Source organism: Steroidobacter cummioxidans, assembly GCF_003104955.1.
Genome location: NZ_LSRW01000086.1, coordinates 1 through 14,254, shown reverse-complemented (window position 1 = coordinate 14,254; position 14,254 = coordinate 1). Strand labels below are relative to the sequence as shown.

11 protein-coding genes are annotated in these 14,254 nt (G+C 56.9%); 4 read left to right on the top strand and 7 right to left on the bottom strand.

The features are described from left to right. Positions 1-83: 83 nt before the first annotated feature. From D0550_RS29925 to D0550_RS29910, 4 genes are all read right to left on the bottom strand, one after another. Entirely contained in the window at positions 84-395 is a 312-nt protein-coding gene (locus tag D0550_RS29925; protein WP_161966130.1) for a DUF3601 domain-containing protein, read from the bottom strand. A 21-nt stretch (positions 396-416) separates the two neighbouring features. After that, positions 417-950, bottom strand: coding sequence for a hypothetical protein (locus D0550_RS29920; RefSeq protein WP_116812860.1), 534 nt, complete (start codon positions 948-950; stop codon positions 417-419). A 90-nt stretch (positions 951-1,040) separates the two neighbouring features. Further along, a complete protein-coding gene (locus D0550_RS29915) occupies positions 1,041-1,475 on the bottom strand; it encodes a ribonuclease E inhibitor RraB (protein WP_206606625.1) in 435 nt (144 codons plus the stop codon). A 555-nt stretch (positions 1,476-2,030) separates the two neighbouring features. Further along, the gene (locus D0550_RS29910; protein ID WP_116812859.1) at positions 2,031-2,462 is read right to left on the bottom strand and encodes a site-specific integrase; all 432 of its coding nucleotides are present in this window, start codon (positions 2,460-2,462) and stop codon (positions 2,031-2,033) included. Between the two features lie 349 nt (positions 2,463-2,811). On the opposite strand from D0550_RS29910, the gene D0550_RS29905 reads away from it, so the two are divergent. Further along, positions 2,812-6,090, top strand: coding sequence for an ELWxxDGT repeat protein (locus D0550_RS29905; protein WP_116812858.1), 3,279 nt, complete (start codon positions 2,812-2,814; stop codon positions 6,088-6,090). A 128-nt stretch (positions 6,091-6,218) separates the two neighbouring features. Here the strand turns inward: D0550_RS29905 and D0550_RS29900 are convergent, their stop codons facing one another. Then, entirely contained in the window at positions 6,219-6,911 is a 693-nt protein-coding gene (locus D0550_RS29900; RefSeq protein WP_116812857.1) for a tetratricopeptide repeat protein, read from the bottom strand. A gap of 1,119 nt (positions 6,912-8,030) precedes the next feature. Between D0550_RS29900 and D0550_RS29895 the strand changes: the two genes are divergently transcribed. From D0550_RS29895 to D0550_RS29885, 3 genes are all read left to right on the top strand, one after another. Continuing rightward, complete coding sequence (locus tag D0550_RS29895) at positions 8,031-8,420, top strand: BlaI/MecI/CopY family transcriptional regulator (protein WP_116812856.1); 390 nt, start codon at positions 8,031-8,033, stop codon at positions 8,418-8,420. Then, positions 8,410-9,711, top strand: coding sequence for a M56 family metallopeptidase (locus D0550_RS29890; protein ID WP_116812855.1), 1,302 nt, complete (start codon positions 8,410-8,412; stop codon positions 9,709-9,711). Before D0550_RS29895 ends, D0550_RS29890 begins: the two co-directional genes overlap by 11 nt. A 76-nt stretch (positions 9,712-9,787) precedes the next feature. Further along, positions 9,788-11,164, top strand: coding sequence for a S41 family peptidase (locus D0550_RS29885; RefSeq protein ID WP_161966129.1), 1,377 nt, complete (start codon positions 9,788-9,790; stop codon positions 11,162-11,164). A gap of 105 nt (positions 11,165-11,269) precedes the next feature. Here D0550_RS29885 and D0550_RS29880 read toward each other — a convergent pair whose 3' ends face one another. Then, complete coding sequence (locus D0550_RS29880) at positions 11,270-12,901, bottom strand: NAD+ synthase (RefSeq protein WP_116812853.1); 1,632 nt, start codon at positions 12,899-12,901, stop codon at positions 11,270-11,272. Positions 12,902-13,161: 260 nt separating this feature from the next. Continuing rightward, on the bottom strand, positions 13,162-14,254 hold a 1,093-nt coding region (locus D0550_RS35060; protein ID WP_161966128.1), incomplete at its 5' end, for an endonuclease/exonuclease/phosphatase family protein.

Here is a 14,254-nt window from a genome sequence, read left to right as displayed (position 1 = left end):
GGGTCATGCCCCTGCTGGGCGCACGCAAACGCGCCTCGCTTTTGCGAGTCGGGCGCGCCTGGCGCGCGAACTCGAGCCGGTTGCTAGATCTCTTCTGCCACATACTCAGCAAGATTGCCTAACACGGGTCCCTGCTCTTCGGGTCGCCACTGCATTGGAATGTGCCACTCTTGCTTGCCATCCAGTGAGACGAAGAGCGACAGGCCATCATCATAGGGCAGGAAGGAGTAGCCCATGAATACCCAGCTTTCACCGATTGGATGGGTATCGCGATCATAGTCGCGGAACTCGCGGGCCACCCGATATCTCTTTCCCGCCATCAAATGCTGGTGCTTTGAACCACAGTTGGGGGCCTTCAGGTCGCTCCAGTAGCCGATTGATTCCGGTCCGTACATTCGAAGATCTAACATTTGCGCTCAGGCGCGTGCGTCTTCGCACGTCGCCTGCAGCGCATGGTTAGGAGGCGATCGATGTGACAGCGCTTTTCCAATTGCTTCGTTGAACAGAGCGGCCGCGCGCTCGAGTTCTTCATATTGATTTGACCTAATCACCGTTCGGCTATGGCACAGCGCAGTCGACCACAACGTCAATCTGTGCCAGCGCGGACGCGCCACCAACAACATAGAGTCTTCGATCAATTCGATTGAAGCCGAGTCGCCGCGCCGCAAAGGATACTCCCTCTTAGTCAGCAGAAGTCCAAACAGCGTTGATTGGTGCTCTACCACCAATCGGTCATACCAGACATACCAGGTGGACTTGATGAGAAGCAGCGGAATTACCAGTGTAAGCGACAGCGGCACGACCGATCGATTTGCAAACGCAAGGGCTGCCATGAATATCAACAGCACGGGGATCAGAAGAGCGGCACCACCGTTCGTAAGCGTGATGCAACGACCCTCGACTGTATCTCGAATCTCGCCCAGATAGCGCCATGGCATGCCCACTTGCATGTCTTATCGACTCCTAACGCCCACGCCGTGCCGCGAGCACCGCCGCTTCGCCGGTGCGAGTCGGAACCAGCGGCTTGTTGGGCAACACCATCAATCCTTCCTATCGACTGGCCCCACATCCATGCCGTCGTAAGAGCCAAGCTGGTGATCCGCCGCAAACTTATACAGGCCCTTATTTCGCTTGTTGAGGGTATCCGGCGTGTGAACCTCAACCTTTTCGACATGCAGCCACCACAGATCCGGGTCATTCGGATCTTCCTTGTCCGATATGAAAATCTCTACGAAGCGATAGCCTTCCTTCTCCAAGAGTGGCGCGGCCTTCTCGAGCTTGGCTCTGCCCGCGTCCGTGAAGAAGTAACCCCAAAGCATCGGCTTAGACATATCCCACTTGGTATCTCTGCCGATGCTCTCGAACATTTCTACCAACGCCTCACGCGTGATCATCTTTCGTCCTTGCGCCCAAGTGGCTGCCGGAATCGCCAAAATCGCCATCAGCACCATTGCCAGTATGTAGCGCTGACGCATAACCATCTCAGGCCCAACTTGATTTAGAAGTGCGCTCTGTCACGAGTAACCTGGGCGATGCTAAATAACCTGGAGCGCAACTCTCGTATAAGTCTACGTGCAACCGGGAGAATTTCCACCTACTCTGACTATGCATACAGCATTGACCAACTTATGGAAACCGGAGTCCGAAGTTGCATCTGTGCGGCTGTTCGACTAGCCGCGCCAGCACAGTCGGTACTGCCACTGTAGCCTACGGCCAGAGAAGTCATTGCGCCTGGGTCCGGCGCCTTGTTCGCTTCCACACTCCCCTCGGCACCCTCTTGCGATGGGTGCCTTCGGAGATTGAGACCTCCTCTACCAATCTCGCCACGGGGCGGATGTAGCAGCACCCCGTCCACGAGCAGGCACCCGTAGATATTCTCTTTCTGTATCGCCAGGTCCTCGATATCGATCTGCCGTAACCGCAAGTTATAGACCGGTCGAAAAGTCCGATCCGGGTTCCCGTGCCCACCTCTCGCACGAGGGGATTGCACCGCTCTTGGCAAAACATTGACGAGCGCTGGCGACGGGGACTTACTGCCAAACTACCGCCAAATTCTGGGGACTCGCGGGGACGCTGGGATCACGAAGAAGGGAAGTGAGAGCACCTCTTCGCGGGCTCACTTCCATCGCTCGACGAATAGCTTCGAGATCCGCTTGCTGTGAGCCTTCAATCCAGATGCCGTAGACCCCCAGCATCGTCTGCACGCTGTGGCCATTTTGTTTTGCGACCCAGAGCAAATTCTCTCCGAGCATGAGATTACAGCTAACGAATGAGTGGCGCGCGTTGTAGGGCTCGCGATAGCGCGCTTTGCGCATCATCGGCAGCGTCCAACGCCAGCGGTCGTAGGGATGATTCAGATCCGAGATCGGTGTGCCGTCCTCACGAAAGAGGATATGGCCGTCCGCGGCCGCGAGTTCAAACATCGTCTTGGCAAGGTCAATGGCGATAGTTGCGATGGACATAGCCTCTCCTCGATGTTGATGTTCTTGTCGAATGACAGGAGCCGGTACCGGATGCAAAAACGCTCCAGCACGCCGACGTGCTGCGCGCTGCATGTCGTTCAACCTGCGCGACTTCGGGCGTCTGAATCAGGAAAGAGGCCCGAGCTTTCATCATCCAACTGGAGTGAGATCTTCATCTTCGATTTCGACCGGGACGGCAATCGCGGATCTTGCAGCAGCCGAGCTCGTCCTACGAGCGCGCGCGATGGTAGGCGGCTGCCATCGATTCAACTTGTCGAGTAGATCAAGGGCGGGTGCTAAGATGCGCGTGCCTCCCCCACTCACGAAATATGGAAAATAGACGCTAGTCATGAATGTGGGAATATTCTCCGGCTGGACTTCCGGACAGATCCGCCGGTTGCTCATCAGCTGCACGACTGCGGTGCTGACGCTTCCTCTCGTTGCCGCCGCTGCGATCCCGCAGCTGGTTCGTAACATCAATGATGCGGTGATTCCGCTCAGCTCCTTCTCCCGGCAACTAGGCACCCTCGGCGACGAGCTGATCTTCACCGCACGCGATGCGAGCGGCGTGGGGCTGTGGCGCACGAATGGCACGGCCGCCGGAACGTTACTAATCAAGCACTTCGGTCCTACTGGCGATGTCGTTACAAATGAACCGCTGAGCTTCGTGCAGATCGGCGCGCGCGGCTATTTCATCGCCAGTGTGCAGCGCGAGGGTTTCGAGCTATGGAGCACGGATGGCACGAGCGCCGGCACGGCAGTCGTGACCGATCTAAGTGACGGCGGAGTGGCACGCGCAGTCAGCATCAAGGGAGCCCTCGGCGACCGCCTGATCTTCACCGGCCGAGACAGTACTTTTTGTCAAGAGATGTACGTAACCAATGGCACAGCCGCCGGTACGCAGGTGCTTACCGCATTCAGCGACCCGAACGGGGGCGTTGGTCGCGGCTTCATCGTTGCTGGCGAGAAATTCTATTTCGACGCCAACGACGACGACTCCTTGCAGCGGCAGATCTGGGTGAGCGACGGCACCCCGGGGGGCACGCGTCAGATCATCAATCCTTTTTCCGGCTCGGGTTCCATACTCGACAATTCAGCGTCGTTCCAGCGTGTCGGCAACCGGCTCCTCTACATCGATCGAGCGCTGCTTTGGAGCGTCGATCTTGCGACCGATACCATCGATGCCGTTACGGCGAACGGGGGAATGCCGGGATCCGGGCCGCCGCGATTGACCACCAAAGCCCCGCTCGTCGCGTTGGACGGATTCGCGATGTTCATTGCCGACGGCAATGCGCCTGGCAGCCTGGAACTGTGGCGCTCGGACGGCACGACGGCCGGTACCTTCAAAGTCGGCGACATTCATTCAGGTCCGGCGCCGTTCCAAGCTCGAGAGGCACCGGTATTCCAGCGAGCGGGCAACAAGGTTGTGTATATTGCCGACGACGGCACGAACGGCCCGCAGCTGTGGGGCACCGACGGCGCGACCACGGTACGCCTGACCAACGCCACGCCCCCCAATTATTTGCCGATACAGGTCGCCATTCCGTTCGGCACGATCGGGGAGATCGTCTATTTCGCGCTTGCCGACCCGTCGGGCAGCGACACGCGCTCGATCTGGAGAACCGACGGAACCGCCGCCGGCACGCGCAAAATCACCGGCCTGCCGCCGATCGAAGAGACGGGCTACATCCCTGCCAGCGTCACCGGGGACGCGACCGACGTGTTCTTCGTGTTACGTGGCTCGTTGTGGAAATACGAGCCGGCGGTCGAAAGAGTCACGTTAGTGCGCGAAGGCGTGGCGGCCGGCCTTCTCTACTTCTACGATGGCCAGCGGCTGTACTTCTCGCACGACGAGGGCATGACCGGCGCCGAACCGTGGGTCAGCGACGGTACCCCTGCGGGCACGCGCCTGCTCCTGGAGATCCGCCCGCAAACTGAAGCGGACAACGGCTCCGGACCGAACGAGCTCGTCGACTTCGACGGCCGGCTCGTATTCGCCGCCGATGACGGCGTCCGAGGCCGCGAGCTGTGGATCTCGGATGGCACTTTCGACGGCACGACGCTGCTCGCAGACATCAATCCGGGCGCAGGAAGCTCCAATCCGAACCACCTCATTGCGGCAAACGGCGCGCTGTATTTTTTTGCAGTCGACAGCTCTGGTCTTTCGAGATTCATGCGGCTGAGCAGTGCCGCCGCTCAACCCGAGGCACTGGCAGTGGCCGCCCCCCAGCCAGAGAGTGTCTTCGGGCTGCTATGTGATTCGGACATGCCCGCGACTCTCGGTGGACGCGTCTATTTCATGGCCGCGCCGGGAAGTAACTCGTCTGAGTTTCACCTGTGGAGCAGCGATGGAACCGCCAGCGGCACGCGACCCGTCACCGACCAAGCCATACAGCCATGTCACCTTACAGCCCACAACAATCGTCTGTACTTCAGTGCGTACGGCGCCTCTGCATCTGGGGACCGGGAGTTATGGACTTCGGATGGCACGCACGCGGGTACAACCCGGGTGGCCGATCTGGTGCCTGGCCCCTCTTCCGGTCACCCGAGAGGACTGATCGCGTTCAACGGCGAACTGTATTTCACTGCCCTGCTCGCTGGGGCCGGCGAGCATTTGTGGAAGTCCGACGGGACGGCAGCGGGCACGGTGCGCGTTGCCGATATCGCCCAGGACTCGAATCAGAAGGTACACATCAGAGGAGTGTTGGACGGAAAGCTCCTGCTGGAGGTCGCCACAGCGGACTTTCCCACGCAAGGAATCTCTCACCCCCGCCAGCTTTGGACGAGCGGCGGAGCGATATCCGACACGTCCCGCATGTTCGACTTTCAGACCGACGGCAGCGCGGACCTGCTGGTCACGAGCAGCCGCGCCTACTTCGCTGCGCGGGACTCCTCCGGCTTCGAGCCTTGGGTGAGCGATGGGACAGCCGCAGGCACGCGCCTGCTGAGGGACATCAATCCGACGGGCAATTCCAATCCCGCCTGGTTCGCAGATTTCCGCGGCGTCACTGTGTTCGCGACGAACGATCCAATCCAGGGCTCGCAGCTATGGCGAACGAATGGCGCGAGCACAGGGACCGTGTTGATCGGCAACGTCCCGGCCTCGCCGCCGTTGCGTAATCCATGCTGCGAACCGCGGCGCTCGATCGTGCGTCAGCGCCTGACCATCGGTCAAAAGTTCTTTTTCGTCGCCAACGATTCCGAAACAGGCCAGGAGCTGTATGTGCTCACGAACGATGCGCCTGTAGCGGTCGCCGATAGCGCAACCTCCGCAGGCGGGGCTGCGGTAACTGTCCACGTTATTGCGAACGACGTCGATTCCGACGGTATGCTCGCGCCACAAAGCGTGCGCATAGTGACGCAACCGGCGCATGGCACGGCCACCTCGAATGCGAACGGAGCGATCGACTACACACCGGCCGCTGGCTTTTCCGGAACCGACACTTTCTCGTACACCGTGGACGATAACCAGGGCGCGCGATCGAATGCTGCCATCGTGACAGTGACGGTCAACGCGACCGCCGCAAGCAGTGAAAGGCGCGGCGGCGGCGGCTCGATGAACCTGCTGGAGGTGCTTGCGTTGTCCGCCCTGCTGAGAATCCTATCGCGCAGGCGCGGGAACACTTGAAGATTTCCTGCTTGACCAAGTGCGCAGCTTAGGCAAAGGCGTCAGCAGCCTGAAGCGGAAGTGCGCTCTGTGACGAATAGCCTGGGCGCTGCTGAGCCGCGAGCAAGGCGCCGCGCCTTATGGACTTGTTAGCGCCTCTTTGATCCGTACTGCTGAGCATATTTCTTCGCCAGAACTCGAGCTCTCTCTTGCTGCTCAGGAGTGAGTATTTGTAGGAGCTGCGCGCGATTCATCACTGCCATTTCGTCTCCCGCGTTAGCGGGCATGTCAATCCAGGCATACGCCTGGATATAGTCGAGGGGTACGCCCTGTCCCTGAGCGAAAAGCAGACCGTATTCATTCTGCGCCGGTACGTAGCCTGCCTCCGCCGCCTGCTTGTACCAACGCGCGGCCATCGAGAAGTCCTGCGCCACGCCAGTGCCCGTCCTATACGCTTGAGCGAGGTTGAATTGTGATTGCAGATCTCCAGCCTCAGCGGCCTTGCGACCAAATTCAACTGCCTTGCTGCTGTCCTGAGGTACGCCGTCTCCGCGGGAATACATGAGAGCGAGATTGGCAAGCGATGGTGGGTAGCCAGCTTCCCCTGCTGTGGAGAACAACTTCGCCGCCTTGCCTACGTCTCTATCTACGCCGTGACCTTGGTAGTAGAGGCTTGCCAGCAAATGGATACCTGCTGGATTGCCGGACTCGGCTGCTGCTGAGAATTCTTTGAACGCCGCGGCATGGTCGCCAGCGTTGTAAGCGCGAATTCCATCCTCGACGGAGGCATGACCAGCTATCGCCAACAGAGCACCCAACAGGAATATGGTTGTTCGTTTCATATCTTTTCGGTTCTAGCGCTAACGCCCACACTGAGTCGGAACCAGCGTATTGTTGGGCGGTGGCTTCACTAATCGGATCCCGGTGAGCTTGAAACTGCAATCATGAAGATTCTTGAGGCCGGTTCCATGATCGAATGAGGTGGACACCTGTTGCGATTGAGGCACCCGTGGCAAGGCACCCTAGTGGGATCAAGGAGCTCACACTTCCATTTACCGCGAACGGCGTAAATGAATAGATGAGAATCAACAGACCCGGAACTAGACCGACGCAGATAGTGGTTACTACGTTGGCTCGATTTCGTGCTTCAAGTGCTGCGTATATTGGCGCAATCAGGAGCGCAACCGGACCGATGCAATACAAATACACCATGAGTGCAAGCGCGACGCCCGCGCTGACAGCGATCATAGCAGCGTCTTCGCCTTCGAATGGGCGGTCGGTGCCGAGAAGCCCAACACCGACCATGACCATTGCGAAAAGCAGCGCACATGCCACAAGCGATATTTGGGCAGCAAGCTCAACACGCAACAACCGTCCGAGGTACGTCATAGTGCCGCTCAACGGTTGAGCTGAGCGGCGCGCACGCCGACGCCTGGGCTTGGCACTTGATCTCTCACGCGTCCGCTCCAGCAATGTGTTAGACAGCACCCGCGCGAACCTTTCGGCCCACTATGCAGGAAAGATAGCTTAGCGCCTCTGCACTCACTGCTATGACGACTGCAGCCGCGAATGGACGCACCGCCCTCCGGTAAGTCTACGCGCAACCATGAAAGTTCAAACATATCCTGTCTATACCAACAGTGCCAACCAACTTATGGAAACCAGACGCCCAAAGTTGCAATCCGTGCAGCCGCTCGACCAGGCTGCGCGAGCGCGTTCGGTACTGCCACTAAAGCGTACGGACTAAGCAGGGATACGTCTTTTGGCGGTGGCCATGCGCAACGTTGCCGAGAACCTTTCGACATCTTTCGCGAGCTTCGTCCGGAGTGAGCCTAGATCTCGAAGGGCTTGATTTGAGGCCGAGCGTCTTTACTGGGCAGCCGCGCCAGACCGGAACTTGACTCTATCGTTTACGAGTGTAAACATGCCAATCGTTTATGGCTGTAAACGCTGGCTCAAATATGCGCCGAGCCCCTTCTTCTCCTTCTATTACCGAGGCCGAGTCCGTGGTGATGGAAGTTCTCTGGAGCCACAACCCGGTACCCACAGAGGCCGTAGTTGCGGCACTCGAGGGCGCGCAGCACTGGCAAGAGGGCACCATCAAGGCGCTCCTGAATCGGCTACTCACAAAGAAAGCTATTCGCGCCGACAAGGATGGCCGCCGATTCCTGTACTCGCCCGTGATGAGTCGCGACGAGTGGTTGTTGACCGAAAGCAAGGGGCTGCTGGATCGACTCTTTGCCGGGCGAATAGCACCGCTCGCACTACACTTTAGCCGCCACGGCAAGCTCACCAAGCGAGACATCGCCGATCTCAAGCGACTCATCGCGGAAATCGAAGATGAAAAGTGAGCTCATTACGTATCTGGTCGCGCTGACAATCGCGTCGACGTTGTCCGTGCTCGTTGTTTTGGCGATTCGCCGCGGTGTGCGCCTCGTGTTTGGCGCGGCTGCAGCCTATTCGACATGGTTACTCGTACCTGCCGCCATGCTGGCCGTGCTGCTGCCTGCTCCGAGCGACGCGGATTCGACAATCGGAGTGTCCATACGGATTGCTCTGTTCTCCACGCTGAGCACTGCGATCGACAATTCCCCGGGTTCATCGCTCCATACCGTTCACCCGGTAGATTGGACGATGTGGGCAATCGGCGCGTGGTTTGTAGGCGCCGCACTCCTTGTTCTTTACCTCGCTCGGCTTCAGCGCACTTTCGTCAGAAGCCTGGGAACGCTGTCCGGCTCGCGGTGTGTACTTCGGGCAGAGCGGTCGGCAGGCTGTCCCGCACTCCTCGGCGTCCTTCGGCCGAAAATCGTCTTGCCGGCCGATTTCGAATCTCGATACACGCGGTTGGAGCGATTACTGATCTTTTCCCACGAGCGGGCGCACCTGCGTCGAGCCGATACCCTCTGGAATGCTTTCGTCGCTCTGATGCGCTGTCTCTTTTGGTTCAATCCTCTCGTTCATCTCGCTTCGACCTGCTTTCGTGTCGATCAGGAGCTCGCTTGCGACGCTGCTGTTCTGGGGGATTTTCCCCGCTCGCGTCGTACCTACGCGAACGCAATGTTGAAGACTGAAATGCTCGACGCCGCGTTGCCGGTCGGCTGTAGCTGGCAATCTGCCTATCATTTGAAAGAGCGACTCAAGATGGTCAAGAAAGCCCTGCCCAGTCAGAGGCGCCGTACGTACGGCCGCGTCGGTGTTGTCGTTGCTTCTTTGTTTGTCGGCTTCTCGGTTTGGGCCGCGCAACCCGCCACGGCAATCAGAGCGGCAGTTGACGATTCATTGCCGAATACCCAAACAGCCTCTTCGACGCTTGCCAAAGATGCTGTCCGCCTCATGTCAGCAGGTGTCATGACCATCGATCGCGACGGCAGCTTCACGCGAGTGACTGGAGCCGAACTTCAGCTGTTTATCGGGCCAGAAGCGCAGGTCCAGTTCCAGTCAGATAGGTTCTCCGAGGACTCAAACGGCAGTCGGACACTCGAAGGCCACGTCAGTATCACTGTCAACTCCAGGACCGTGCAGCCTGTGGTCGCGAGCGCAATGAAGGCTGTTGTCACGCCAGAGACGGGTGGCGGATTCAAGGTCAGGCTCGAGCGCGGGAGCGTCATTGGCCCGCCCGAGGACGGGCGCGAGCGACACTGATCTAACGAGAGTCACTCGCCGTCGGAGATACCGCGGCATTCCACAGCAACGAGGCATTCGGCCGATGAGTACCAGGATGATTCGTTCGCGTGCGGCTATCTACAGCCAGACTTATCTAACGACCAAGGTTGTCTTGGCCCTCGTCACGATTCTCGCGGTCTCGCCAGCACACTCGGAGCAAGAGTCCATCCCGGACACTCCGGCCGGACGGGTGCTCGCCGCGTGGCTCGAAGCCTTCAATAGCGGTGACCAAGCTCGCATAGGCGCTTACCAGCAACAGTACGAGCCGACTTCAGGACTTCCACTCGACGCGATGATGTCTTTCCGCGCGAGAACAGGTGGATTCGACATCGTCGCCATCAAGAAGACTGAACCGCTGTACATCGAGTTTCTCGTCAAGGAGCGGGCAAGCGACACCCGCGGCATCGGCAGATTCGACGTAACCAGCTCCAGTCCTCCCAAAGTCGCGACGTCGGGGCTCAGAGCGATTCCACCTGGTGCGGCAATCATCGGCTTTCAGATCGACGAAGCCACTCGAGATCGGGTGATCGCCGGCTCTATCGCGAAGTTGAACGAAAGCTATGTATTTCCGGAAGCAGCGCAGAAGATGGAGCAGATGTTGCGACGTCACCAGAAGCGCGGCGACTACGACGGGGTGAAGGATGGCGAGAAATTCGCGAGCCTTTTGACCACGCATCTTCAAGAGGTGAGCCGCGACAAGCATCTCCGCGTCAACTTCAGCGCGGCCCGCTTTCCAGACGAGCTCTCCTCGCCGAGCCCGCAGCATGTCGCCGAGAATCGCAGGTTGACCGAACGCGCCAACTGCGGTTTCGAGAAAGTGGAGCTACTAGCCGGGAATGTCGGCTACGTGAAGTTCAACATGTTTGCAGATCCGGCGCAGTGCGGCCAGACCGCAATTGCTGCCATGAATTTTCTCGCAAACGTCGATGCGATTATCTTCGACCTGCGCGACAACGGCGGCGGCGATCCAGCCATGATCGCACTGATCTCCACATATCTGTTCGAGCAGCCGACGCACCTCAATGACATCTGGAATCGTAAAACGGGTGCGACACAGCAGTATTGGACCCTGCCGGTGGTGCCCGGCAAGCGACTGGCCGCTGCGCCTGCTTTTGTACTGACGTCATTCCGAACGTTTTCCGGAGCAGAGGAGTTCAGCTATAACCTCCAGAATCACAAACGCGCGACCATCGTTGGAGAAAAGACTGGTGGGGGCGCGCACCCCGTGCGCGGCGAGCGAATTGACGATCGCTTCGTGATCGGAGTGCCGTTCGCGCGTGCGATCAACCCGATTACGAAGACAAATTGGGAAGGCACCGGCGTCGAACCTGATGTAAAGGTCCCCGCAGCGGATGCACTGGCTACTGCGCAGAAGTTGGCAGCCGAGAAGCTCGTGCCTGAGAGTTCCGCTCCGCGCGCCGCCGCGAACTAGGGCCAGCAGCAAGGCTTGAGACGCACGCCGGCTCCGGCCCTGATGGATGCGCGTGCGAAGGTCAGCGATAGGTACGTGACCTCGAGTATCCTGCCGGCCGATCCATCATTTATCTGTTCTACTTTCTCTGAATCCGGATGCAATTGGATATCGCCGCTCTCGACCAAAAGCGCGCTCAGTTATTTTTACCCCTGGCGCTGCCTGGCGTCTTTTGAATTCGTTCCTCTTTATCTTGGCGACAACCTCAGCAACTATCTCAGCAGAAAATCCCGCTCCGACAATCTCCTCTAAACTTTGATCCAGCTCGACATATCTTTCGATAATTGGGTCCAGTATGTCGTAGGCAGGTCGCGAGTCCGCATCCAATTGATTCGGCCTCAGTTCAGCACTAGGAGCTCGATCGATCATTCTTTGCGGAATAACCGGGTTTTTAGAATTGCGCCAGCGCGCAAGCTCGTATACCAGCGTTTTTGACACATCTTTCAAAGGAGCAAAACCACCGGCCATATCGCCATATATAGCCGCCGCACCAATCGCCATCTCGCTTTTATTGCTGGTCGTTAAAACCAATGTGCCGGTTTTATTGGAAATTGCCATCAAGAGCACACCTCGACACCGAGCCTGAATACTCTCCTCCGTTGTATCAACCGGCAGACCCTCAAATACTTCCGACAGCACGTCGGTGAACGCCACGAAAGGCTGCTCTATCGGAATAACGCGATAGCCAATCCCCAGGTTCTCTGCCATTGCCACTGCATCTTGTGTACTCATTTCAGCTGAATAGCGCGAAGGCATGAGTAAGACATTGACGTTCTTCGCACCAAGGGCATCAACCGCGATACTGGTAGTCAGAGCAGAGTCTATTCCACCTGACAAGCCAATAATCACACCTTCAAAACCGTTTTTTCGAACATAGTCTCTGACTCCCAGCACCAGACACTGATAGATACAGTCCAACTCTGAGAGCCGTTCTCTCGGCTCCTCTTTTGCGCGAAACTCCAGCGCCCCATTTGATTCAGATATCTCAACCAGGTACTGCCCTTCTTCATACTGAGGCGCTTGGAATACGACGTGGCCGTTTTTGTCGACGACCATTGAGCCTCCATCGAATACCAGCTCATCTTGCCCACCAACAAGATTGACGTATACGATGCCCAAGCCTGTTTCCGCCGCTCGCTTTCTCAATATCTGTTTTCGTTGATTGTCGATATTCGAGCGAAATGGGGATGCGTTCACGCTTATCAGCAATCTTGCCCCCATATCGCACGCGGACCTGGCATGTTCCACCCCCCATAAGTCTTCACAGATGCCCAAGGCGGTCGGTATGGAATCGAGTATTATTGTCGTTGTTTCAGACCCGGCGGAGAAGTAACGCTTTTCGTCAAACACACCATAGTTTGGCAACTGCTTCTTGTCGTAGGTTGCTTGAATCTTCCCGTCCTTTATGTAACTAACACTATTGAACAGCCGCCCTTCTTTAACTGTCGGATGACCGATCAGGACACCGATGCCCGCAGAGTATCGAGCGATTTTCGCCAGAGCATCAGCCGCGCGCTCCAAGAACAGCGGCCTCAATAGCAGATCCTCCGGCGGATAACCTGTAATCGCCATCTCCGGAAATACAACCAGATCCGCGTGCAGATCTTCACGAGCTTCACTGATACAACTAATTATCTTGCTCGTATTGGCGTCAATATTTCCAACGTGAAGATTGACTTGGGCAAGTGATACAAGCATTCGGCTTTCACCTCTCCTCTTCGGACAATGCAGCTCGCTACATCCATTATCTCGTGAGTCCGAGTTTTCAACGGCCGCGGCCCACCCCTCGCGCTCGCCCTCGGTGAGATCGTCGATGAAGACGTCGCCGCGAGTAAACGTTGTTTTCAGCCCGGACTGCCGCGATCGGCCGGCCACCGAGCTTGCAGCGACGGCGGAAACCGGGAGGGGCGAGCCGACTCGCGATGTGATGATGCTAACGCAGTCGGGCCGCCGTCAGATCAGAGACCCCTCAGCCTGAATTCGCCATATATAGGATAGTGATAACTCGCTTCCTTGAAGAGAAGATATTCATTCTCAATCATTGCGTGATAGTCCCTATTATCCTTCTTTTCCGATGGCGCGATTTCTTCTCCAACCAAATCCGGCTCGTCAATTCTATACGTCACTATGCTTTTGCCAGGCGGAGATTCGCCAGGCTTTTTCCCGCAACCCAGCTCGCCTCTATCAAAGTTTGGGTGAATTACCTTTCCTTGCAGGACGTCTATATTTTTAGAGACGATTATATAATCGAGGACGAGCCGCAATGGATTTGGTCGAAAATGAGGAGCTTCAGTTGTAAAGGCTATTTTCTCTGGATGTATCCAAGAAGTAGCTTTTCCGATAACACTCCTCAGCACACCGCTTCCTTCAGACGCTTGATTGTTTACATCAACATTCAAGTCGCCAACGATCATGTAGTAGTCGTCATCTTTCAGCGGCCTTATACCGAGCATATCTACGGCGTAATCCGTTTCGCCCGATACATACCACTCCAAAAACCTTAGCTGTTCAGCATTTCTAAAGCCATTGATAGATTTCGGGTTTCCGAAATGATACGAAGGGGTAGCATGAAGAAGGATGATATGGAGACTCTTCCCTTCAACGTCTATTGTTATATCTGAGAAGCTTTTGTCAAACAGCTTCATCTTTTCGGGAAAGTCAGCGCCGCCCGGCGTCTTGAAGCGACCGAAATCTACATTTGGATTGAAGTCTTGCCACAAGAGATCTGTGTATATCTTTTGATCTAAAATTTTGTGTTTAAAGACACCGCCGCTCGAGATCTGCCCCGGCAGCGTTCCAAAATTAACATCATCTGCATGCGCCAGCGCCTCTGGAGTGCAAGCATCGGCAAAGTAAGTCCCATCGCGCTTTGATTTTGCATTCATCCCCAAATTGGAAGGCGTGAAGAAGTGACTTTTGCAATCCAAGCTCCATTTCTCGATGAGCTTGCTGATGTTCAAACCAGTAGTGTCGAAATCCTTACTTGGAACATCTTTGAAGTCATATTGAATTCCATTCAAAGACAAGATGTCGAAATCAAACTCCTTTATT

What these genes read in the sequence shown, in the direction of transcription:
- D0550_RS29885 (WP_161966129.1), top strand. Translation starts at nt 9,788, where the DNA reads ATGATTCGTTCGCGTGCGGCTATCTACAGCCAGACTTATCTAACGACC.
- D0550_RS29910 (WP_116812859.1), bottom strand. Translation starts at nt 2,462, where the DNA reads ATGTCCATCGCAACTATCGCCATTGACCTTGCCAAGACGATGTTTGAA.
- D0550_RS29900 (WP_116812857.1), bottom strand. Translation starts at nt 6,911, where the DNA reads ATGAAACGAACAACCATATTCCTGTTGGGTGCTCTGTTGGCGATAGCT.
- D0550_RS29895 (WP_116812856.1), top strand. Translation starts at nt 8,031, where the DNA reads ATGCGCCGAGCCCCTTCTTCTCCTTCTATTACCGAGGCCGAGTCCGTG.
- D0550_RS29920 (WP_116812860.1), bottom strand. Translation starts at nt 950, where the DNA reads ATGCAAGTGGGCATGCCATGGCGCTATCTGGGCGAGATTCGAGATACA.
- D0550_RS29915 (WP_206606625.1), bottom strand. Translation starts at nt 1,475, where the DNA reads ATGCGTCAGCGCTACATACTGGCAATGGTGCTGATGGCGATTTTGGCG.
- D0550_RS29880 (WP_116812853.1), bottom strand. Translation starts at nt 12,901, where the DNA reads ATGCTTGTATCACTTGCCCAAGTCAATCTTCACGTTGGAAATATTGAC.
- D0550_RS29905 (WP_116812858.1), top strand. Translation starts at nt 2,812, where the DNA reads ATGAATGTGGGAATATTCTCCGGCTGGACTTCCGGACAGATCCGCCGG.
- D0550_RS29890 (WP_116812855.1), top strand. Translation starts at nt 8,410, where the DNA reads ATGAAAAGTGAGCTCATTACGTATCTGGTCGCGCTGACAATCGCGTCG.
- D0550_RS29925 (WP_161966130.1), bottom strand. Translation starts at nt 395, where the DNA reads ATGTACGGACCGGAATCAATCGGCTACTGGAGCGACCTGAAGGCCCCC.